This window comes from Dyadobacter luteus (assembly GCF_003383615.1).
Classification (GTDB): domain Bacteria; phylum Bacteroidota; class Bacteroidia; order Cytophagales; family Spirosomataceae; genus Dyadobacter; species Dyadobacter luteus.
In genome coordinates this window covers 1-23,083 of the sequence record NZ_QNUL01000007.1, presented here as the reverse complement: position 1 = coordinate 23,083, position 23,083 = coordinate 1, and the positions used below count along the sequence as shown (strand labels likewise).

Below are 23,083 nucleotides of genomic sequence, written 5' to 3'. Positions count from 1 at the left end.
TGGATTAGGGATTATCGGCCATAGATCGTATTGAGATACTGTCGCTGTAATGTTGAAAAATAAACCAGTGAACCTACTGTAAACAGGCTTAGCAAGACAAAGGTGGTGGGGTGAGGGAAATAGTAAAAGGTGGTAAAGACAATGAGAAAACCTCTTACCAGTTCCAGAAAAAATACCCAGCGGCGTTGTTCCAGAATGGCTCCGCAGTTGATCAGCGTCACCAGAATGACCAGCGCAGCCATCAGTTGAAGAAACAAGTCGGTGTGATGCTCAAACAGTAGCAGGAAAAAAAGCATGATGAGCATGGCTGAAAACTGAACCAGTACGTACGTCCTGAACTTTTGTGTACTGACACGTACCTTATGCTTCGAGAGAAATTTTCTTTCTACAATGGCACGTACTTCCGGATCGAAATCCGCGGGGCTCCCAAAAAAGAGCTTCACTTTATTGATAATACCTGTTTTCGCTTTGGCTGCGTACCACAATTCCACCAGATAATGGAAATGCTGCCAAAGGAAGCTGTAGCTGTCGAGTTGCTTGGTAAGACCGTATTTTGCTTCTTCCTCCTCTTCCTGAAAGGTTCCGAAAATCTTGTCCCAGATGATAAACATATCACCGAAGTTTTTGTCGAGATAAGCTTCATTACTCGCGTGATGTACCCTGTGATGAGAAGGGGTCACCAGGATATATTCAAGAATTCCAAGTTTACCTATCAGTTGTGTATGAGTAAAAAATGGGTATAGCCCATGTACGATAAGCATGGTGGTGATCATGGGGGCCGGAAAACCAATAACAGGCAAAACTGCCCAGAACAAGGTTCTGACCACAGCCTGGAAAATAGTGATACGCGTTCCGGCTGTGTAATTGAATTCTTCGCTGGTATGATGTACTACGTGAAAGGCCCAGAACAGATTGACTTTATGACCAAACCGGTGGTACCAATACCATATAAGATCAGTGGCCAGAATGAGTGCGATCCAGGTAAGCAGGGTAGCTTTGATGTCGAAAATAGCGTAGTGCTGATGAAGGTACTCGTAGAAAAAATAAAAAGCAGCTGCTGTAAACATATCAATGAGCCTTTCTGCGATGCCCACATTCATGTTCGCTATGGAGCTATTGAAATGGAAAACTTTTCTGCCCATCTTCTTTGCCACCAGATATTCAATGGCAATAAAGGTTAAGAAAAAGGGTACTGCGATGGCCATGTAATTGAGATTCATCACAAGAAATACTGTAATAGTATAGTTAAAATATAGAGTATATGTACAAATGTAAACAAGCGTTTTAATATTTGCTATTAATCATGCAAGAGGGAAGGGGTAATATTTTGTATGATGATACTTAATGCATTGATAATGTGAATTTTGGTTATTGTTATTTTTCTTAATCTGTGTGGTGGTACGTTGCAGATATTTCATTGTTTATGATTGGGAGATACTGGTGACATCTTTATATTTGTATACTATATAAAGTTAGTAGACTAAATAGAAAAATATAATCAACAAAACAGCTGAATGTCATGGAAAACACTTATCAATTGAAACTGACTTATCCTAAGTCCCAAAGTATTCATCATATCACATCCCTGGTAGAATCTGTGCAGGGAGTTCGTATCAGTCATCTTAATTTCAGCAGCATTGGGAAAGATGTGGTGGGTATCCTGCGCTTTGAAGCTTCCGATCTGGTCAAATTTAATTCAGTTGTACGTCTGATGCGTTCCAAAAATGTAGCGCTGGTGGAAGGTTAAGTATTGCGGACATTCACATTTTGTTGTTGTCTTTATATGCTCCGGTCGTTTGGCCGGAGCTTTTTATTGTCTGATAATACCATATCGGTGTCCATGTGTGCGATCCGTGGCAAAATACTGTAACCTTCGCGGACATACCTGCTCAAAACAAAAAACTCCGCAATGGGAAACCCATCACGGAGTATTCAACTTCCATCACCAATTATCTATTTCACAGGATGTTCGATCACTTTGACGCCGAACTCCGGTGTTCCTTGTAACAATCCGTTTGTGAAGACGGTGTAAATTTTACCTGCTTCCAATGTGATAGTAGAAGTACTGCCGGTAGTGTTGCCGTTGGTTGCATTGGTAAAATTGAGTGGGTAAGATCCCGGATCCACACTTTGGAATGGCCCAAGTGACCAGGCACTGAGTGTTTCTCCGCTAAGGGATGAATTGGCAGCCCTTCCGTAGGCTACGTTGGTGAAGAGAGGTGTTTTATCTTTCAGTACGTTCAGTGTTCCTGCACCCGGTGAGAGATTCACAAATCGTAATTTAGCTTTACCTGCATCCGGCGCTTTCAGATCATCATAAAAAAGGATCAGTGAATCGGCGTTGTTTTTGCTGGTGCGGGCAGCCACTACAGTGTGGTAAAAAGTGGCGATAGGTCCGTTCGGTCTGCCGGTGGCTGAAAACGTAGCGCTGTTGCCAAACTGATACGATGCTTTATAACTGGTATTATTCCCTTCTGTTATGTTAATCTGTACACTTCCGAATACAGTCGGGTAGTATTCAGAAGCCTGGTTGATCGCCACTGGCGTTGGAGTGATTTTATCTGTGAACGTCCAGAAACTGATTCCTGCATTAACCGGACGGGCATTTACAAAACTAATGTAAGCGCTTAGCGGAGGTCTGTCGGCCGCATCAATGTCCAGGTAGGAGGTGTCTTCACAGCCCGTTAGGGCAGTCGCGCCCAGCACGAACAGCAACACCGACTGGATCCTTTTCGATAATTGGAATGTATTCATTTTCATTGTCTGAGAATTAACGAAGGTTGGATTAAAGTTTAGCGGTGATACGAATGAAAGGCTGAATTCCCGCGCTGCCGTTCTGCAAGCCTATGATTGAAGGATTGTTACGTGGATTCAGAGAAGGATCGGTATAGTCGCCCAATTGGTTGAAAGCATTGTTTACACCAATTACACCTTGCAGCGACTTTGTGAACGAATAAGCTACTGACGCATCCACAACCCAGATAGGTTTCAGTTTCTGGTAGAAATAATCGGGCTGAGGGAAATTTGCATTCAAGGCTGAAGCTGTCGTTACGGAGCCGAAATAAATAGCACGTGCCATATAGGTCAGTTTTCCAAGTTTGTAAGTTCCCTGTACATTAATCTTCTGACCAGGAATGTGCGAAGTTACCCGCGCTTTTTCACCGTCGTTGAAAATGATATAGCGGTAAGCTTCCAGTCCTGCCGGTGTGTTCACGCTGGTTACTTCATTTCTTACAAAATTGGCTCCCAACAACAGGTTCAGTGCGCCGCCTCTGAATGGTGTACGGTAGCTACCAGTAATCTCCAATCCTTTCGTTCTTGTACTGAATGAGTTATAGAAGAATTTGGCCTGCGTTGTTCCTGTCTGTACAAAAAGATTACGCACTTCTAGTGGCAGGTTCACATCCGTTGCCGAGAAATTTCCTGTGTTTCCCACACGGTTGTTTACATCTACCAGATATGCGTCTGCAGTCAGTTCAAAGTTTCTGAAAGGCTGCGTGGTGATTCCTAGTGTATAACCTTTTGATTTTTCAGGTGTAAGTGTTGGGAAACCGAGTGCACGGGTAGCGGCACTTTGGTTGGAGGCAGTGACCTGGTCGATAGCGCGGCCCTGCTGAAAACTGGTTGAAGTTTCAGTATAATAATACTGGGCAAGGTCAGGAGCACGGAAACCCGTATTATGTGATCCGCGCAGACCCAGACGATCCGAAATATTGAACTTGGTTGCAATTTTGTAGGTCGTTACGTTACCCAGCCCGGAGAAATTTTCAAGTCGTAAGGCGCCGGATACCAGCCAGTTTTGAGTAATATTTGCTTCCACATCTACGTAGCCGGCCAGGATCGAGCGGTTTACGTTCACAGCATTTTCAGGACGAAAGCCTGCGTGAATTTGAGAACCCGGAGAAAGTCCGTTCAATCCGATTTGTCCTTCATTGGTATTGTAAATAATACCGGTTGCTGTTGTATCCAATCCCCATACGGTTCTCAAATCTCCTTTGGAATAGGAGGCCGATTCCCCTGCAATGATCTGATACGTTTCAACACGGTACTGCGCTCCGAATGCTACGTTGATCCCTTTCAATACTTTGTCAAAATAGCGGCTGATGTCGATACTTCCTGTATTCTGGCTGGCATTGTAGCTCCCTGCATCGAATGTCCTCGGCGTTTTCAAACCCAAACTTGCATTCAGAGAATTGGTAATCACGTTGCCAAAATCGTTTTTCCCGTAAACATTGGAAATATCTACATCCCAGTCACGGATTTTACCTTTGATACCTACCGCCAGCGATTTATCAGAAATGATGTTTTCCATGGCAGGCAGGAAGCCGTCGGGGTAGAGGAATGAGTTGTTACGCTCTGTCCAGCCCGGCAGACGGTATACTGCTGTAAATTGCGAGTTACGATGACTGATCCCTCCGAAAGCATACACCTCTGCATTTTGTCTCAATGGAATGGCTGCATTGAAGAACAAAAGTGCATCCTTAGCCTTGTTGGAACCACCTGCGCGACGGTCAAAAAAATGGCGGTCAATACCTCTGCTCGCCAGAATCGCTTCGTCAATTTCTTTGGTGTATATAGCATCGTAATTACGGGTATTCGCACCGCCTCCGTACACTGGTCCCAGGTATAATCCGGCATCGTCATTACCTGGTAAAAGCGCGATAGCCTGCGTAGCAAATTCAGCTGTAGTGTTGAGATAACCTCCTGTTTTTCCTAACGCAAAACCATAGTTGGCATTCGTACGAGTGGTGGTACCATCACCGCGACGACGTGTACTGGCCGTAGAACTGATGGTAAGTTGCTCAGTGCTTTTGTTCAATACAATATTGATTACCCCGGCAATCGCATCAGAGCCATATTGAGCGGCAGCTCCGTCTCTCAGGATTTCAACTCTTTCAATAGCGGCGGTTGGAATGGAATTCAGGTCATAGCCCGTCGCGCCATTACCCAATCCTCCCCAGTTAATATTAGAGCTTTTGTGGCGACGCTTGCCATTTACAAGTACCAGCACCTGATCCACTCCCAATCCTCTGAGTTGAGAAAGGTTCAGCGCAGAGCCCGCATCTCCGGCATTACTTCCGTTTACTGAATGGAAAGAAGGTGATACGTATTGTAAAAGTTGTGTGATACTCACCTGCGGTGCGGATTCCAGAAGTGGTTTCAAATCAATTACATCCACCGGAACGGGAGAATCCAGTTTGGTGCGGTTCGCATTGCGTGAGCCTACAACCTGTACTTCGCCCAATGTGTGCGTACTTGTCTGAAGTGCCACATTGTATTCATTGGAAGCATGAATAGGCACTTCCTTTGCCAGAAAACCGATGAAGGAGAAAATCAAAGTCTCGCCTTTTACGACAGTCAGTGTGAATTTTCCGTCGCCGTCGGTGATGGTGCCCTGGCGTGTATTTTTGATGGTGATGTTCACTCCCGGTAATGGCTCGCCGTTTTCGGAGGCCGTAACCCGACCCGTGATAATGCGTTGCTGGGCGAGCGTGGCAGTGGAGATAAAAAGTAAAAGGAGTAAAAAATAGTTTTTCATTCAATGACAGGTTTTGGAAGCATGTTATATGCCTCGCGATTTCTAAAAACTGTAAAAGGGATAAGTCAGACTGGCGACGATTGCGGTACACCAGAGATTCAGATCGAATTTGAATGAAGTGCGGGAAGCGTATGAACGCTATATGGTAAACGTTATTCTGATTTGATGATGCACGGGCACTCTTAGAGCAACTTTACAAAGGACTGGGGAGCCTGCAGTTCCTGTCGCTTTCTGCTGTTGAAATAAAAAGTGTAGTGTTAGCTACTTCGCCTGCACATCATCAAATCAGGATTGGAGGTGTAATTATTTGGTTTTCGCTTTGGCGGTAGTTGCTGTTTCTGCCGCTACCAGCGATATATCAAGATTGAATACATCATCAATCGCTTTGTCTCCGATAGAGGAGAATACGCTCTTCGAATTGTATTTAATATCATATTTGGTACGGTCAATGGCGATTTTTGCCTTGCCGGTTACCGCTTTACCATTGCTGGTCACTTCAGCAGGGAAGGTGATATCGTTGGTTACGCCTTTGATCGTCAGTTTGCCTTTTACATCGTATTTGTTGGCTCCGGAAGGTGTCGCAGATACGATTTGTAGTTTTGCAACAGGGTGTTTGTCAACGGCGAAGAAGTCATCGTTTTTGAGGTGTCCTACCAATTTTGCGTTGTATTCTGGATCGGTGATATCCGTCACCGTAAGGTCTTTCAGACTGATTTCAAAGTTGCCACCTTTCAACTTTCCGTCGTTCAAGATGAGCGATCCCTGCTTGATCGGCGCCGTTCCTGAATGCTCACCGGTTACTTTTTTAGCGTGCCATACCAGCTTACTTTGTTTCGCGTCCACAGCGTAAGAAGCTTCTTTTGCGGTTTTATCCGATGGATTTGTAAATGAAACCAGACCGAAAGCGGTCAGTGAAAGAATGGGGATAAGTATCTTTTTCATGTTATTTTTATTTAATATATTAATTCTATTGATTTTATAGACTAGTAAATTTTAAAAATCCGGTCAGGATCAGATAACCCCGACCGGGATTGTTGCTCTATGAGCTTGCAATTAGCTTCGCCACTTATCGTTAGGGCAGCATTTCCCTTTGCTGTTAGAACGACATAAAACAGGACGAGTTGAACAAAAGTTGTTGTACATGATTTTGTAAATTTATAGTTCCTAAAATTAGGCAGGTTAGCACTTATTCCGCCCTGGAAAGTTGCTAAGAGTTCAACGAGCCTGTCTCTCCCTCTTTCTTTATAAATCCACGCTTACTTCGCAGGTAGTAATTGTAAGACGTTGCAAAGGTAAGTGCAAGAATTCTGGATTGTCAAAGATTGGGTCTGCTATTTTGGACTAAATCGGGAATTGTACCACAGAACCTGAAGTTACAAATCACCATTCTCTTTTCTGTTCCAGTGGATATTTCTTTTCAATTTTATTTAAAACAACAAAAATAGAGTCACGGTTTTCATTTACACCAGACAGGAGAAACTGCCCTGTATCGTGCAATTCGTACCTAAGGGTTAGTTGTACTGTGCTGTCAGCGCGATTTTTGAGTTTGAATACTTTGTTAATAGTATCCGCCTGGTAACCATAGTAATGGCGGCCAATATTCCCGTAATACTCTGTGGTACGGATGGAATTTTTAGTATTGAGCTTAAAAGGTTTGTCAAGCTGAATACTAATTGAATTGAATTTTTCGAATACTACATTTTGCCACCTTGTGGTGTCGCCGATGGCTTCAGGAATAAACCGGTCATTCAGCTTAAACTCAGATACCTTGTAAAATCCACTGATACCCGGGAGCCCATCAGCAAGTGGAAGCTTGAATGATTTTCCACTCGCATACAGATTCCCGTAACCAAAACCACGGTAGATTACGAACAGGAATATGAACCCGTATTTCAATGCGAGTCTGGTGTATTTGTACCAGGTAGCAGGTAGTTCAAATTGCTGAACGTAGGTGAGCGCAACTGCTTTGTATTCAATAATGATCTGATAATATTTACCCGCATCTCTGACCAGTAACAGAAGTGAAAGGCTCAGCAAATGCAGACTGGTGAGTTCCACACCCGCGTTATAACCAATATTCACAAACCAGATTGGTAAGAGAATAGCAATCATCATAAACGCTCCCAAAGTTGTAGTGCGTCGATAAAGCAAAAGCAGCGTGGCCACAAGCTCGAATATACCTGCAAAAACTTCAAAAAAAGGAGATACGCCTGTCGTAAGCCAGTACAACTTTCCAGGCGTGAAGTCTCCCAGATTGGTATTCAGCTGACTGATCGTCGGAAAGGGCATTTGTACAGGAAATACTTTCGCCCAGGCAAACCACGACATCCTCAACGCCACGCCGTAGCGGGCTGCGGTATAAAACCAATAATAAACGGTTTCGTCATTTCTCCGTTTCTTATCAATTTGTTGCCATGCAAAACCTGCAGCAATACATATCAGCACAGTAATAAACCAGCCCGTATAGTTCTTTCCTTCCTGGCTTGCAAAAAACCAGGGTTTGTTTTGAGAAACCACATCCAGCCAGCGGAACGGGTAGGAATTAACATTGAATCCGGCGTCGAAGTTTTGGCTGTAGAACTCCGGGTTGAAGGGGATCGTGCTTACGACAGCATACACCAGGGCTGCGCGTACGGCAATTTTTTCATAAGCTTTCCATGGCGAGGAAAGCCCGTTGGTCACTTTTTCAGACATGATAATTTGAGTAATAAGGATTGAATTCTTCACACGCATTTTTTCAGGACGAAATCGGTAGTCGTGTGTCGGGTTGCAAAAGTAGAATGGCTTTCAGGGCATTGCAACCGGTTTGGTGGTATGAAATCGAATAAATCCATTAAATCTATAAAATTAATAGACAAATGATTGTGATCATTTTTTTGACGCTATATCTTTGCCTCAGGTTTTAGGATAATACAGCCACGCTGAGTTTATCATGAAGCCCTGAATAACCGGGGGAAATCCTGCAAATGTCCCTGGTGCGAGTAAATGTTTCGGAAGTTCTTCCGGAAGGAATATTGTCAATCTTTTTTATAATCTTTTCAAAATCAACTTGTATGAAAATCAACCAGATCAAGTCTGTGGCGTTAGCAGGGGCCACGTTTTTGAGCAGCTTCGCCTTCGCCGACGACCATTCAGCCGGTAAATCTCCGAAGCAGGGTATTTGGAGAGGGGAGTTCGTGATCAGCGAAACCAGAATCCCTTTCAATTTTGAGTATAACAACAAAGACAAAGAGCATCCGGTTTTGACGTTACTGAACGGTACAAGACGCGATGATTTCAAAGTGACCAAGTTGAGCGGAGATTCGATCTTCGTGAAGATGAATACCTATGATGCTGCGTTGGTAGCCAATGTGGAGTCGGACGGGAAGATTACGGGAGAATACAGAAGTCTGGTTCCGGGTTTCCGTGGAAGCGCACTTCCGTTTTCGGCAGAACATGGTAAAGACTACAGATTTGTAGAAAAAGGTAAGGAACAACCTACCAAACATAATTTATCCGGAAAATGGGATCTGGCCGTGTATAGCAAGGCAAAAATGCCTGACAACATTGCTATCCTGAAACAGGAAGGTAATAAGCTGACAGGTGTGGTGATGTCGACAGTGGGCGACAGCCGCGAGCTGGAAGGTGTGGTACAGGGTGATGAGTTTGTACTTTCTCACTTCTCAGGACCAAACCCCAGGGTTTATAAAGGTAAAATCAATGAAGATGGTTCTATCACTGGTGTGATCAGCTCCGGAATCTATGACAATACGAAATTTGAAGGAAACAAAAATGCACAGGCTGCATTGCCGGATCCTTACAAGCTAACTTTCCTGAAAGAAGGTTATAGTAAACTGGATTTCACTTTACCTGATCTGGACGGTAAAAATGTATCGTTGAGCAACGACAAATACAAAGGCAAAGTAGTGATTGTAGAAATCATCGGAACATGGTGCCCTAACTGCACCGATCAGACGACCTTCCTGGCTCCGTGGTATAAGGCCAACAAAGAGCGTGGAGTAGAAGCGATTGCCATTGGTTTTGAGCAAAAAGATGACCTGGCTTATGCGAAATACACGCTGGGAACGCTGAAAAAGAAATATGGTATCGAGTATGATATCTTGTTCGGTGGTATTGCGGATAAAAAAGTAGCGTCAGAAAAATTGCCTGCTTTGAACCGTATGATGGCTTTCCCGACAACGATTATTATTGACAGAAAAGGAGATGTACGCCAGATTCACACAGGCTACACAGGGGAGATTACCGGTGATTACTTCACTGAGTACGTTAAAAAATGGAACAAGGATCTCGACGCGCTGATCGCTGAGCCTGTTCCGGCATCATTTGCTGCTTCCAACAGCAAATCAGTAAAGAACTCCAAATAACAAGGTGGGTTAAGTAACAAGGTAGTTTGGGACAACTGCAGGGCGAATGTCATGCGCCCTGTAGTTGTTTAATCTAAACTTGCGCAGCTTCCTGTCAATCTGATATTTTATGATAACCAGACTTCTTCTTTTTTTTGTACTGATTTCTTTCACACTACACGCACAAGAGGCGGAGGACATTGCCAAATGGAATGTATCTGTTTCAAATAAAAATGCCAAAGCAGGTGATGAGGTAGAGCTTATCTTCTCGGCTAGCATAGAAAAAAACTGGAAGCTCTATTCGTCAGATTTTAAAAATGACATTGGTCCGTTGCCAACAGAGTTTAAGATTGATACAGCCGATTCCTTCCGCATTGTCGGAGATGTAAATGCTGTTAATCCCAAAAAAACGGTGGATCCAACCTGGGAAGTTGCTTATACTTATTTTCAGGATAAAGGGGAGTTTCGTCAGAAAATAAAGGTGAATAATACTGGCTATGTTGTCAAGGGCACTATCAAAGGACTGCTTTGCAGCAATGTAGACGGGCTTTGTATCCCATTTCAGGAATCTTTTCAGGTCAATTGAAATAGAAGAGAATGGAAAAGATCAGAAAAACCTTCGTGATTCTGCTGACGCTCTGTCTGTTTACAACGGTAGTCGGGTTTCAGATGCAGGACAAAGAAGTAGATACCAAAGAAGACCTGGGTGAACGGCTTTTTTTTGACCCGATACTGTCCAAAGGTCAGGCGATCAGTTGCGCGTCCTGCCACATTCCGGCATTTGCATTTGCTGACACAGCCGCTTTCAGTATAGGGGATAAAGGCACGAAGTTGCCGCGCAACAGTCCGGCATTGACCAACTTATCGGGACGTACAGATTTTTTCTGGGATGGCAGGTCAGGCTCATTGGAAGATCAGGTACTTGGGCCGCTTGCTGCACATGACGAAATGGATTTGCCGATTGAACAAGCGGTAGAGAGACTTAAGAAGAATGACTTTTACAGCGCCGCATTTCAAAAAATATTCAAGGCTGAAGTAAATGCGCGAAATCTTCAGAAGGCAATTGCTTCTTTTGAAAGAACGCTGGAAACAACCAATACGCCTTATGATCGCTTTCTGGATGGCAATGAAGATGCCCTGACGCCTGCAGCCAAACGTGGACGTATACTATTTATCGGTAAAGCCAATTGCGCTACCTGTCATTCAGGCGAAGACTTTACGGCGGACCGTTTTAAGAATATAGGTCTGTTCAACGGAGCTGAACTGGCTGATGCAGGACGTTTCACGATTACCAAAGACAGTTCACATATCGGCCTTTTTAAAGTTCCTGGTTTGAGAAATGTAGCAGTCACTGCGCCATACATGCATAATGCCATGTTCAAGACATTGAAGGAAGTGGTATCTTATTACAACACACCTGATAAGTTTGTCAGCAACAGCATCAACCGCGACTTATCGCTGGGCGCATCGCTCAACCTTACTGATCCTGAAATGAATGATATTGTCGCTTTCCTGGAAGCACTCACCGACGACCGTTTTATCAATAAGTAAGTACGCGCTCAACGTTATGCTTAAAAGCCGGAGAATCCTGAATGGAGCTCCGGCTTTTTTATCGGTTCGGTTTTGGCGTGTTATCCAAATTTTCAAAACTTCGAATTTGTATATACTACCATCTGTGACAGTAATTTTTTGTTTTTACTATCTGCAACGTTAAAGTTGATGGTATGCAGCGAGAACACCACGTGCAGTCATCGAGTACAGCGCACAACAGCGTTAATGCTGATTCTGAAAAAGGGGCAGCTCATCGTAGTATTTGTAGCAAACATTAATTCAGCTGCAATTTGAGGTGCAGCGCACCGTAATAAACGTGTTATGACTATATGTTACTTGAAGTTTTCAAAATTGCGAATTTGTATATGTTACTCCCTGGCCCGTGTCATCACGGGACTTCTGCTAGTTGTAGTTTTCAAAACTGCAAATTGATACAATATACAGTTCGTGACAAGAAGGTGCCGAATAGCGTAATAAACCATAATCAGCGCCTGTTGCTATTGATCAGTTTTTCATGGTATATTGAACTGTCAAAACGTACCATGATGTATAAAGAGAAAATTTTCAGCTTGTTATGTGTGGTGTTACTGCTGTGTTCCGTAACCAGTTCTGCTATTGCCAGCCGCGTGTCATATATTGATTCAGTTGCAAAAGACAAGCGATTTTTGGATAAAAAAGAAATTGGAAAATCCTGTAACAAAACACTGATCGTATTCTTTGATGGATTACGTCCTGACTACATTACTGAAGCGCAAATGCCCAGATTGTTTGCTTTCAAAAAAAGCGCTGCGCTGGGAACGCGGCATCACAGCGTTTTTCCAACAGTAACCCGGGTCAATTCCGCCTCTTATGCTACAGGCTCTTATCCCGGAACGCATGGTATATTGGGCAATGCCGTATATTTTCCGAAGGTTAAACCCAATGCTGCTATAGGTACTTCCTACGGAGATCTGATGAGAGTAGCAGAGTCAGAATCCGGTAAATTGCTGACTGCACAGTCGTTAGGAGAGGTGTTGACTGAAGCCGGCGAAAGCATGATGGTATTCAGCTCAGGAACGAGTGGACAAGCTTTTTTACAAAATCACAAAGTAGGAAATGGTGCGATCATTAATCCGATCCTGATTTTGCCTGAATCGAAGAAAGCTGCGATCATAGCAGATTTGGGGGCAGCACCGGAAGAAGAAAATAAGAACGGAAGACATCAATGGATTACAGATGCGCTTTTCAAATACGGCTTGCAGGAAAACGGGCCGCTCGTGAATGCAATCTGGTATTCGGATCCTGATGGAGCAGCACATGAACATGGCATGGGATCCGCTGAAGCTGTGGCCTCCCTTCGGTTTGTAGATAGTCAGTTTGGCAGAATTCTGGATTCGCTGGCAGCGCGTGGATTGAAGGAGAAATGCAACATTATTGTATCCACCGACCATGGATTTGTGACGCATACCGGCAAAGTCGGACTGACGGATTTTCTGATTGAGAAGAAACTGAAACAGGATAAAGAATCGGATGATGTGGTAGTGGCAGAAGGTGCTATTTATGTAAAGGATTATGATAATGACAAAATTCAAAGGATAGTGGAGGCATTGCATGGGGAAGAGTGGGTGGGAGCAGTATTTACAAAATCTGCTAAAAAAGGAGATATGAAAGGCTGGGTTAGTGGCACATTGTCCTTAGATGTTATTCACTACAATCACCCCGAACGGGCAGGCGACATACTTGTGGCTATGAACTGGAACGACCAGGAAAATGGTAAAGGTTACGCAGGATCCGACTTCTCCAGAGGTGTAGCCGGACATGGCGGTTCGAGTCCCTATGAAATCAATATTCTGCTTATGGTCAGCGGCCCGGACTTCCGGAATGGTTTTGTATCCAAACTGCCAACCTCCAATATTGACATTGCCCCAACTGTACTTGCATTATACGACCTGCAGTTACCGGCCGGCATGGATGGTCGGGTGATCAAAGAATTATTAAAAAAGACAGCTTCCAAATCGCCGATATCTAAAAAAGAAATCCTGCAAACTGAGGTGAAATATCCCTGGGGCAGCTATCAGCTGTTCCTTGAAAGATCGCTGCTCGGGGAATACCGATATGTAAATTTTACGAAGGTGGAGAGGAAGAGGAGGTAGGGGTGAACTGGATTACCAATACCTCATCCCCGGATTACATCCGGCGCTATTCGTGTTGGATCCCTACGGGATCAGCAAAAACACTGAAATTAGCGCTTCCCTGGCCCGTGTCCTCACGGGACTTTGCATGATGCTAACTTACTTAAAATCTCACTGCGGTGACGTAAAATCAATTATCCATTCAATACCATATTTGTCCCGGAACATGCCGAAGTAGGAACCCCAGGGACTATCAGTCATGGGTACTTCTATGGCCCCACCTTCTGAAAGCCCGCTAAATAATCTGTCTGCTTCTTCACGACTCTCTGCGCTTACAGAGATCTTCGACCTGTTTTCGTTTTCATTCACTTTGCCCATAAATTGCGGGACGTCGTTGCCTATCAGCACATTTGGGCCGATTGATAAAGCAATATGCATAAGCTTATTAGCCTCGCTTTCTGCCAATGGATGTTCAGCGCCTGCTATCTCTTTGAAGCGGATGATCTTTGTGAACTCCCCGCCAAATACGGATCTGTAAAAATGGAATGCTTCCTCGGCGTTACCGTTGAAGTTGATGTGCGGATTGATGAGTGCCATGAGAGTAATGTGTTAAGGGTTTGATTTAGTGGTTATTGTAGTTTGTGAAGTCGATATCTTTTCTGATTTACTGTATGTTGTCTATTTAGCTAATGGGTTTCATTGTCCTTTTTTTAATAAACGTTATTAAATTTAGGCGAATAAAATAATAAGTAAAAGCTCCAGGCGCTACGATAAGTTGTTGGATTGCTTGTCATAATATGGTGAATTGGTTGCTCCATGTCGATTATAAGTCTTTTTGACCGGTAGACCATTGTAGTTGAGATTGTTCCAGCATAGATTTTTAGCATTTGCAACGCGATCAATTAAATCACTTCTTATGCAATCTTCTTATTGCGTTACAAACGCAAAACCATGCAACCCCGATTGCAAATCGGGGTTAGCGCCCACAAAAAAAATGGCGAAGACCATCCTGATCTCCGCCATTCGCTTACTGATACCTTCTTTACACTGCCTTTGAAATGAATATTTTCTGATTGGCTACTTCTATAAAATCAATCAGGATTGAATTGGGGTCGTTGTTGCGTACATAGGTTTTGATCTTACGGAGCAGGTCGTACAGCGGCTCTGTATACTTATGACCGGTATGTTTCTGAAATTCTTCCACGGTCAGGCTCTGTTCATTGCGGATCAGCAAATGCAATCCGATGAAGAAATACGAAACGGGCAGTTTGCTGCCTTCCAGCAGGGTTCCGCTTTGTAATGTGGTTCTGAATTTACATTTCTTACATTGAAACTGATGTTTGGAAGCCAGCCAGTAGTGATCTTTGCAGCCACATTTTTTGCAGGCGATTCCTTTTCTCAATCGATACTCACGGAATGCTTCAAGAGCAAGTTCCTCATTTTTGTAGACATTAATCAAATCGTTGGTAACCATGGTTGGTGTGTCTCATTACTCATGCTCCAAAAGTACAGAGATAATTTTATAAATACATATACTCTATCGAATTAGTATACAAATTTTGGTGGTACGTTTCCCGATTCCTTATTCTATGAAATCTAGTAAGGTTATAGAGAATTTTTCGAAATTATATTTTGTGAATGATAATGATTTGTTGTTTTGATTTTGAAAATTGTATAATTTGTTTCCGTTTTAGTGCTTTTAGTGATTAGACTCAACGTTCCGGTGGCAACGTGTAGAAATGGAAGTGGTACAATGCCTTTCTCCTGAAAAGGGGGAGCATGCAAACCAGTATGTTTGCAGGGCAACACCGGATATTATAGCTTTTAAATAAGTGCAGTATACAGGAGTACAATCAAACAAACCATTATTCAAATGCCCAAATTGAACGAAAAGCAGACAGCACTTGGCGACGTAGCAGCCAGGCAGTTGGCCATTGCAACGCGGACGGTGCCACAGATGGTATCCATCACACCGCGTTGGCTCACGCATCTTTTAAACTGGATTCCTGTCGAATCAGGCGTTTACAGATTGAACAAGGTAAAAGAAGGCAGCCGCGCCGAGGTGGATTGTTCGGGTCGTGATGAGCGTGAACTGCCACATACGTTTATTGATTATGTCGAAAATCCGAGAGAGTATAACCTCAATGCAGTGAACACTGTGCTGGATGTGCATACCAGGGTTTCGGATTTGTACAGCAAGCCGTATAACCAGATCAGTGAGCAGCTGCGTCTTACCATAGAAAGCATCAAGGAGCGTCAGGAAAGTGAGCTGATCAATAATGAAGAGTATGGTCTGTTGCACAGCATTGCAGATTCGCAGCGTATTAAAACACGCATCGGTCCTCCGACACCGGACGATTTCGATGAACTGATTTCTAAAGTATGGAAAGAACCAGGTTTCTTTCTGCTTCATCCACAGGCGATTGCAGCATTTGGCCGTGAATGTACTCGTAAAGGCGTACCACCTCCGACAGTTTCGCTTTTTGGTTCACAATTCATTACCTGGAGAGGTATCCCACTTTTCCCTTCTGATAAATTGCCAATCGAAAATGGTAAAACAAAGGTAATTCTGATGCGTACGGGCGAAAGTCGCCAGGGTGTAGTAGGGCTGTATCAGCCAGGCTTGCCGGGTGAGCAGTCACCGGGACTATCGGTTCGCTTTATGGGGATCAACGACAAGGCTATTGCATCTTATCTTGTATCACTGTATTGCTCTCTGGCCGTGTTGGTGGACGACGCCATTGCTGTGCTGGAAGATGTAGAAATCGGAAACTACCATGAGTATAAATATTGATCAGATACCGTCCGGAGAAAATATAAGTGGTGTGCCTGATGCAGCGGAGCTGGAAAAGCTGGCAAACGAGCTTTTCCAGCTCATGCCGAATGAGGTACCTGCGGCTAATTTTTCTCCTGACCTGGCAGATCATCCCAGGCTTGGCAAAGCGCTGAATCTGGTTCATGATAAACTGCCTTCGCTGTTTGCTGGTGGAAACGGATTCAATGTGAATGATCCGCAGACAAGTCTGCCGGATCCGCATTTCCCCGTAAACAGTGCCCCTGTGTCCGGGTTAGGTGTTTCGCCTTCCGGATTGTCAGGTTCCAATGCTTTAAATTTGGGTGGTTTTCAGGCAGAGGATAACAATTTCTTTAAACCCACATTGTCGTCGGCTCAGCCTGCATCAGCTTCACCAGCTTCGGGTGGCATATCACCGTCTGCGGTGAACCAGCGGAACGCGGTGGATCTGAGTAATCCGCAAACGAGCTTCCATGATCCGCATGTTGGTGTTCCTACGGCTTCTACTGCAGGTTTCGGGCAGGTTCCGCAGTCTGTGGCAGGAAGTGGTATATCGCCTTCGGTGCTGCCCGGGCAATCCAATGCTTTTGGCGACGATCTGAGCCGTATACTTTCTGAGATACCAGTTTTTAGAAATGAAACGCAGGTACCTTTAAATGCCGGTTCTGCCGGAAGCCAGTATTACTTTTTGTCGGGTGCCGGTTTTGGAAGTCATGATCCGTATGCAGCCAGTCGTGGGTTTGATTCCCAAACGGGCTCAAAAGCACTGCCGCTTGTAAAGGATGCAGCAGGAAATGTTTTTGATGTGGAACGGGTGAAGCGTGATTTTCCTGTATTTCGGGAAACAGTGAACGGACATCCGTTGGTGTGGCTGGACAATGCCGCTACTACACAAAAACCGAAACAGGTGATCGACCGGATCGTGTATTTCTACGAGCATGAAAACTCGAATATTCACCGTGCAGCGCATGAGCTGGCAGCGAGAGCTACGGATGCATACGAAGGGGCGCGCGAGAAATCCAGAGCGTTTTTGAATGCACGGTCGGTGAATGAGATCATATTTGTGAGAGGTGCTACAGAGGCGATTAACCTGGTAGCTAAAACATGGGGAGCGCAAAACCTGAATGCCGGCGACGAGATCATCGTGAGTAACCTGGAGCACCATGCCAACATCGTTCCCTGGCAGCAATTGGCGGCAAAAAAGGGATTGAAACTCCGCGTGATTCCGGTAGATGACGATGGACAGATTCTTTTGAGTGAATATGCCAAATTGCTTAATCCAAGAACGAAACTGGTTTCGTTTACACAGGTTTCAAATGCATTAGGTACGGTTACGCCGGCGAAGCAGATTGTGGAAATGGCGCACGCGGCCGGAGCCAGAGTTTTGGTAGACGGTGCTCAGTCGGTTTCACACATGCGTTCTGATGTACAGGCGCTGAATTGCGACTGGTTCGTGTTTTCGGGACATAAAGTGTTCGGACCTACTGGGATCGGGGTACTTTATGGCAAAGAAGATTTGCTGAATACAACGGATCCGTGGCAGGGTGGGGGTAATATGATCAAGGATGTAACCTTTGAATATACCCAGTTTCACAATGCTCCGAACAGATTTGAAGCAGGAACCGGCAATATCGCCGACGCCGTAGGGCTGGGTGCTGCGATTGATTATGTCAATAAAATCGGGATTGATGTAATTCATGATTATGAGCATCATTTGCTGGTATATGCAACGGGGCTGTTGAAGGATATTCCGGGCTTACGCCTGATCGGTACAGCGCAGAACAAAGCATCGGTGATGTCTTTTGTTTTTGACAAATACCAGACGGAAGAAGTGGGAGCTGAACTGAACAAAGTTGGGATTGCTGTACGGTCGGGTCACCATTGTGCGCAGCCTATTTTGAGAAGATTCGGCGTGGAAACAACAGTTCGTCCTTCTCTTGCGTTTTATAATACCTGTGCAGATGTAGACCTGTTGGTCGATACTTTGTATAGATTGCGGAGCGCAAAGAAGTAACAGATTCCAGATTATAAAATTACATCCGGTGTTGATCTGATTTTTATAGATCGGCGCCGGATTTTATGAAACAGACCATGAGCAACAAGGCGAATACGCAGTCATTATTGAGTATTTTAAGAAAAACCCACCTGGCAGAATGGGAGGCAACACCTTCTATTCACGACACCACTGCCTGGCTGGACGACCTCATTCATTTTCTGTTTCCCAACAACCATTTACCTAAAAGAAATGCGTACGAAGGGGTTTTGAAAAAAAATCAGATCGATCTCGAAAATCTTCTTTTGAGTTATCTTGAACCATCCGGACTGCAAATTGAAGAGGTGGTGACTGAATTTTACAATTCGCTGGAAAGTATCTACCATGATCTCCGCCAGGATGCCGTCAAGATTTATGAATACGATCCTGCTGCGACGAGTGTCAATGAGGTAATTGTTTCTTATCCGGGATTTTATGCGATTACGGTTTACCGTATTGCCAATAAGCTGAGTTTGTTGCAAGTACCTATGTTGCCACGAATAGTGAGCGAATATGCACATGGTAAAACGGGAATCGATATCCACCCGAATGCTACCATTGGTGTGCCGTTTATGATTGACCACGGTACAGGTATTGTGATCGGAGAAACGACCGTGATTGGTAAAAATGTGAGTATCTATCAGGGGGTTACCCTGGGTGCGCTGCAAGTGGCGAAGAGTCTTGCGGAAGTGAAACGGCACCCTACTGTAGAAGATAACGTGATTATTTATGCCCGCACCACCATTCTGGGAGGGAATACCGTAATCGGCAAGAACAGCGTGATCGGAGGAAGTGTATTTTTGACCAAAAGCGTCGAACCCAACTCGCAGGTTTTCAACACACACCAGCTTCGGATTACGGTGAAGGAAACAGCGTGAAAAGCTGATAGCTGTTAGCATTTAGCTATTAGCCTTGACATTGACTCGGAACAGATATAAGAGTTGAAAGCTGATAGTCGATAACCTGAAAAGGCTCCGCGCTGTAAAATTTCGCGCAGAGCCTTCGTTGTTTAAAGTATGCTCTTAAAAGCAAGAGGTGATAAGCTAACAGCTCATCGCTAACAGCTAATAGCTATTAAAATGCCTGTGCAAAGATTTTTGCGAAATCTTCCAGTTTGATCTGGCCTGTTACCGGCGAACCTTGTGCGTCAAAGTCAGATTGTAATTTTCCTTCACGCAAAGCCACTCCCATTTCTTGATAAAGTCCGGCCATTTCTTCAGGAAGACCGGCCTGTGTCATGCCCTGTAATGCCTGTTCGTCTGTGAATTCAACCCATGGCAACTCTGGTTTTCCAACCGCACTTCCCAATACAGAAGCCAGATCGGCCGGCGTGCGTACGTCGCTGACGATGTAACGAATGTTTTTGCCAACAGATTCTTTCACAAGTTCTTCTGCAATGGCCGAAGCAATATCTTCAGGATGAACCAATGGAATTTTTACATCAGAAGGATAATTTCCTCCTGTGATGCCGGCCCCTTTGATCAAAGGAATATCATTGAAAAGGTTATTGAAGAAATAACCTGCACGCAGGAAAGTGATGTTTACGTTTTCCAGTTTTTCGTAAATCTTTTCAATGTTATGCAAACCTGCGATAGGACCGGTACCTGCCGGAACATCTGCACCGATGCTGCTCAGCATCACTACTCTGCCAACACCCGATTTTTGAATTGCCGTTGAGAAAGCTTCGCCTGCAGCGGTGGTATTCGCAATAATATTTACACCACCCATGTTTGGAGGTGTCATAACATATACTGCATCAGCACCTGTAAATGCTTCAGTCAGGAATGTTGCATCAGATACAGAACCGATTGCTGCTTTGGCGCCAAGTGCTTCAATCGCTGACTGGTTATGCGCTGCGCTGCTGATTACTTTCACATCGTGGCCAGCTGCTACAAGTTTTTTGGTAAGTGGTAATCCTATGTTCCCGAGAGAACCTGCAAGTGTAATTTTCATGTCGATTGTTTTTTTATTTGATAAGACAAAAGTATTTTTGTACTTACTTTTATACAAGTACTTACCCCAAAGTATGTATCAATATGGCTGCTGTTAAAGAGACTTCTACGATTCAGGAAAACAAACAATATGCCCTGGAAAAATGCCCTGTCACCTATGCAATGGAGAAGATAGGTGGGTATTGGAAACCCATTATTTTGTACCATTTGTCTATTGGAGATAAACGTTACAGCGAGATCAAAAAGGCGATTCCCGCCATTACAGAGAAGGTTTTGATTCAGCATTTGAAACAATTGGAAGCGGATAATCTGGTGATACGGGAAGCGCTGCCTGTTGTTCCGCCACATGTTACCTACAAGCTCAGTACCAGCGGAAAGGGTTTGATTCCTGTCATCGGAGCTATGGCTACCTGGGCTATTGAGGAAAGTAATGGTATGTATAGCCATCTTTAATTTTCTGAAAAATGGCTTTTGAAAAAATTGTAATCATAGATTCCTGCGGTCTTACGCAGCCCGAACTTTCAGAAATCGAGAAGTATTCGTCGGCTCCGATGGTGGTTTATGATGATGTTCCCGGTTCCGAAGAAGGAATCATACTCAGAATCGGCGACGCAGATGCCGTGCTGGTCAGCTGGCGAACACGTATCCCGGCATCGGTATTAAATGCTGTGTACAATGTAAAGTATATCGGTATGTGCTGCAGTTTATATGATGAAAAAGCCGCGAATGTCGATATCGCCAGAGCAAGGGAACTGGGTATTGCTGTGAAAGGCGTCCGGGATTATGGAGACGAAGGAACGGTGGAGTTTCTGTTTGCCCAGCTGATTGCCTTGTTCAAAGGTTTTGGTCAATACCAATGGCGCACAGCTCCGGCAGAACTGAAAGGAAAGAGTATAGGAATTATCGGTATGGGGACATTGGGAGCGATGGTGGCAGAAACGGCCTTGCACTTTGGTATGGAAGTATTTTATTTCAACCGCAGCAGAAAACCGGAGCTGGAAGCAAAAGGAATTACATACTTGTCTTTGTCGGAGTTGATGGCAACCTGTGATATAATCACCACCCACACACCTAAAAATGCACTGATACTCAGTCATGACGATTTTCAACTCAAAAAGCCTAACTCCATATTTATCAATACTTCTCTCGGTCCCACATTTGAAAAAGAAGCGCTCGCTGAATGGCTGAAACGGGATGGCAGCTCATTTGCTATTTTTGATCTGGAAGGAATAGGCGTTTACCGTTCAGATCTTGAATCTGCGGAAAGGGTAATACTTTATCAGGGAAGCTCAGGCTCAACAGCCGAAGCAAAAAAGCGGCTTTCTCAAAAGGTTTTGAGCAATATTGAGAATTATCTTAACTCCTGAATTAAGAGGAATTCCGTGCGCTAATGTTAGAGTGACGCTGTTCAATAGACATGCTAAGTAACCATCTGTCTATGAAAAGTATCTTAATTTCTTGTCTAAACAAGAAATCCCGTCTTCATTATAAATAATCCGTTTTTTACAATTGGTTTTTCCGGGATGAGGCTTACCTTTGGTATTTATTTATAAAGAGTCTATTTAAAAATACAGTATTTTACTGTTCCCTTCATGAAACAAACAGAGAATAAGGCCCCTTCACCTATACAGTTTGACACTATAGAAGTTACTGCTTACAAAGATGTAACGCCCCACATGCGTAGTATCACTTTCAAAGGCTGTCGTGCGGCAAGCCGAAAAAGTTTGAGTCCCGGAGCGCATGTGAAAGTTTTTCTTCCGTTACCTGGTCAGGATAGACCTGTACTACCGACTTTGGATGAATCGGGCAAAGTAGTACACCCGCCTCAGGATATAAAACCGATTGTAAGAACCTATACACTCAGAAGTTATAACGCCGAAACGGGTGAGATTCAGATTGACTTTGTTCTGCATGGCGATAATGGTCCGGCTTCGGCCTGGGCAGGAAAAGTGCAACCGGGAGATATAATTGGTCTTGCGTATAGAGAAGGACTTGCTTCCTACACGGCCGATCACTTTGTATTCGGAGGAGATGAAACGGCACTTCCGGCAATCAGCGGAATTCTTGAAAACCTTCCTGCATCGGCAACTGGCGAGGCATGGATTGAAATAGCGGGACCACAAGAAGAGCAGGAGATTATCACAGAAAGTCAGGTGAAAATTAACTGGCTGCATCGTAATGAGACAGCCGCACATGGCGATTTGCTCATCAATGCCTTGTTAAATGTAAACACTCCTGACGCCGGGGTAAAACCTTACGTTTGGGTAGCAGCGGAATTTGAAACGATCAAACAATTGCGCAATCACTTCCGCGAAAACTGGAATCTGGATAAGTCAGAACATGCTGTAGCCTACTGGAAACTGGATATGGACGAGGATAAATTCCATGATTTGAGACATCAGCAGATGGCTGAGCAAAAGTAAGTGGAAGCGCTCGTGATCAAATATAAAATAAGGTCTGTTCTGTTCTGTTCGATGTGTATGCTTTTGGTGCATGCAGGTTTCGCTTTTCAGGAAAAGAAAGATTGTGCGTTGTCGGGTTTCGTTTTGAACGACCAGGGCGTTGCGCTCGACAGGGCCATTATCCGGATCGAAGGCGGTAGCAACCAGCTGGCCGATTCTTCGGGGGCTTTTTGTTTTACCTATGTAAAAAACGGAACCTATATAATACTAAATTAGAAATAAAAAGTCGTATATTTGAGTATGAAATATGCTGACATTATAAAAGAGTCTGAATCGGATTTACTCCAATTAGAAAAGCG

Annotated in this window: 20 protein-coding genes and 1 riboswitch; of the genes, 12 read left to right on the top strand and 8 right to left on the bottom strand. The window is 44.2% G+C overall.

Annotated elements, in window-relative coordinates:
* Positions 1-11: 11 nt before the first annotated feature.
* Positions 12-1,220, bottom strand: coding sequence for a sterol desaturase family protein (locus DSL64_RS11245; RefSeq protein WP_115830975.1), 1,209 nt, complete (start codon positions 1,218-1,220; stop codon positions 12-14).
* A 299-nt stretch (positions 1,221-1,519) separates the two neighbouring features.
* Here DSL64_RS11245 and DSL64_RS11240 point away from each other — a divergent pair, with 299 nt between their 5' ends.
* On the top strand, positions 1,520-1,747 hold the full coding sequence (locus DSL64_RS11240; RefSeq protein WP_115830974.1) for a hypothetical protein: 228 nt from the start codon (positions 1,520-1,522) through the stop codon (positions 1,745-1,747).
* A gap of 206 nt (positions 1,748-1,953) precedes the next feature.
* On the opposite strand, the gene DSL64_RS11235 is transcribed toward DSL64_RS11240, so the two are convergent.
* From DSL64_RS11235 to DSL64_RS11220, 4 genes are all read right to left on the bottom strand, one after another.
* Entirely contained in the window at positions 1,954-2,754 is an 801-nt protein-coding gene (locus DSL64_RS11235) for a DUF4397 domain-containing protein (RefSeq protein WP_158547907.1), read from the bottom strand.
* A 31-nt stretch (positions 2,755-2,785) separates the two neighbouring features.
* Positions 2,786-5,539 carry a TonB-dependent receptor gene (locus tag DSL64_RS11230; protein ID WP_115830971.1) on the bottom strand — a complete coding sequence of 918 codons (2,754 nt, stop codon included), beginning with the start codon at positions 5,537-5,539 and terminating at the stop codon, positions 2,786-2,788.
* A gap of 303 nt (positions 5,540-5,842) precedes the next feature.
* A complete protein-coding gene (locus DSL64_RS11225) occupies positions 5,843-6,481 on the bottom strand; it encodes a YceI family protein (RefSeq protein WP_115830969.1) in 639 nt (212 codons plus the stop codon).
* Positions 6,482-6,691: 210 nt separating this feature from the next.
* Positions 6,692-6,790: riboswitch (SAM riboswitch) on the bottom strand.
* Between the two features lie 129 nt (positions 6,791-6,919).
* Positions 6,920-8,233, bottom strand: a complete 1,314-nt coding sequence (locus DSL64_RS11220; RefSeq protein ID WP_147300354.1) for a hypothetical protein — start codon at positions 8,231-8,233, stop codon at positions 6,920-6,922.
* Between the two features lie 359 nt (positions 8,234-8,592).
* Here DSL64_RS11220 and DSL64_RS11215 point away from each other — a divergent pair, with 359 nt between their 5' ends.
* The 4 genes from DSL64_RS11215 to DSL64_RS11200 all read left to right on the top strand — a co-directional run bounded on the left by DSL64_RS11215 (position 8,593) and on the right by DSL64_RS11200 (position 13,565).
* Entirely contained in the window at positions 8,593-9,903 is a 1,311-nt protein-coding gene (locus DSL64_RS11215) for a peroxiredoxin family protein (protein ID WP_115830966.1), read from the top strand.
* A 109-nt stretch (positions 9,904-10,012) separates the two neighbouring features.
* Entirely contained in the window at positions 10,013-10,468 is a 456-nt protein-coding gene (locus DSL64_RS11210; RefSeq protein ID WP_115830964.1) for a protein-disulfide reductase DsbD domain-containing protein, read from the top strand.
* A gap of 11 nt (positions 10,469-10,479) precedes the next feature.
* Positions 10,480-11,433: a cytochrome-c peroxidase gene (locus DSL64_RS11205; protein ID WP_115830963.1), complete on the top strand. Its 954-nt coding sequence runs from the start codon at positions 10,480-10,482 to the stop codon at positions 11,431-11,433.
* Positions 11,434-11,861: 428 nt separating this feature from the next.
* Entirely contained in the window at positions 11,862-13,565 is a 1,704-nt protein-coding gene (locus DSL64_RS11200) for an alkaline phosphatase family protein (RefSeq protein WP_229217041.1), read from the top strand.
* A 150-nt stretch (positions 13,566-13,715) separates the two neighbouring features.
* Here DSL64_RS11200 and DSL64_RS11195 read toward each other — a convergent pair whose 3' ends face one another.
* Complete coding sequence (locus tag DSL64_RS11195; RefSeq protein WP_115830959.1) at positions 13,716-14,141, bottom strand: VOC family protein; 426 nt, start codon at positions 14,139-14,141, stop codon at positions 13,716-13,718.
* Positions 14,142-14,586: 445 nt separating this feature from the next.
* Complete coding sequence (locus tag DSL64_RS11190; RefSeq protein WP_115830957.1) at positions 14,587-15,018, bottom strand: transposase; 432 nt, start codon at positions 15,016-15,018, stop codon at positions 14,587-14,589.
* A gap of 399 nt (positions 15,019-15,417) precedes the next feature.
* On the opposite strand from DSL64_RS11190, the gene DSL64_RS11185 reads away from it, so the two are divergent.
* The 3 genes from DSL64_RS11185 (at position 15,418) to DSL64_RS11175 (ending at position 19,248) form a co-directional block, all read left to right on the top strand.
* Complete coding sequence (locus tag DSL64_RS11185; protein ID WP_115830955.1) at positions 15,418-16,338, top strand: family 2A encapsulin nanocompartment shell protein; 921 nt, start codon at positions 15,418-15,420, stop codon at positions 16,336-16,338.
* Complete coding sequence (locus tag DSL64_RS11180; protein WP_229217040.1) at positions 16,322-18,352, top strand: family 2A encapsulin nanocompartment cargo protein cysteine desulfurase; 2,031 nt, start codon at positions 16,322-16,324, stop codon at positions 18,350-18,352. Before DSL64_RS11185 ends, DSL64_RS11180 begins: the two co-directional genes overlap by 17 nt.
* Positions 18,353-18,417: 65 nt before the next feature.
* Positions 18,418-19,248, top strand: a complete 831-nt coding sequence (locus DSL64_RS11175) for a serine O-acetyltransferase (protein WP_229217039.1) — start codon at positions 18,418-18,420, stop codon at positions 19,246-19,248.
* A gap of 196 nt (positions 19,249-19,444) precedes the next feature.
* Here DSL64_RS11175 and DSL64_RS11170 read toward each other — a convergent pair whose 3' ends face one another.
* Positions 19,445-20,323: an NAD(P)H-binding protein gene (locus tag DSL64_RS11170; protein ID WP_115830953.1), complete on the bottom strand. Its 879-nt coding sequence runs from the start codon at positions 20,321-20,323 to the stop codon at positions 19,445-19,447.
* A gap of 83 nt (positions 20,324-20,406) precedes the next feature.
* Here DSL64_RS11170 and DSL64_RS11165 point away from each other — a divergent pair, with 83 nt between their 5' ends.
* The 4 genes from DSL64_RS11165 (at position 20,407) to DSL64_RS11150 (ending at position 23,000) form a co-directional block, all read left to right on the top strand.
* Positions 20,407-20,775: a winged helix-turn-helix transcriptional regulator gene (locus DSL64_RS11165; RefSeq protein WP_115830951.1), complete on the top strand. Its 369-nt coding sequence runs from the start codon at positions 20,407-20,409 to the stop codon at positions 20,773-20,775.
* An 11-nt stretch (positions 20,776-20,786) separates the two neighbouring features.
* A complete protein-coding gene (locus DSL64_RS11160) occupies positions 20,787-21,689 on the top strand; it encodes an NAD(P)-dependent oxidoreductase (RefSeq protein WP_115830949.1) in 903 nt (300 codons plus the stop codon).
* Positions 21,690-21,914: 225 nt separating this feature from the next.
* Positions 21,915-22,745, top strand: coding sequence for a siderophore-interacting protein (locus DSL64_RS11155; protein ID WP_115830948.1), 831 nt, complete (start codon positions 21,915-21,917; stop codon positions 22,743-22,745).
* Positions 22,746-22,802: 57 nt separating this feature from the next.
* Positions 22,803-23,000, top strand: coding sequence for a peptidase associated/transthyretin-like domain-containing protein (locus DSL64_RS11150; protein WP_115830946.1), 198 nt, complete (start codon positions 22,803-22,805; stop codon positions 22,998-23,000).
* Positions 23,001-23,083: the final 83 nt, after the last annotated feature.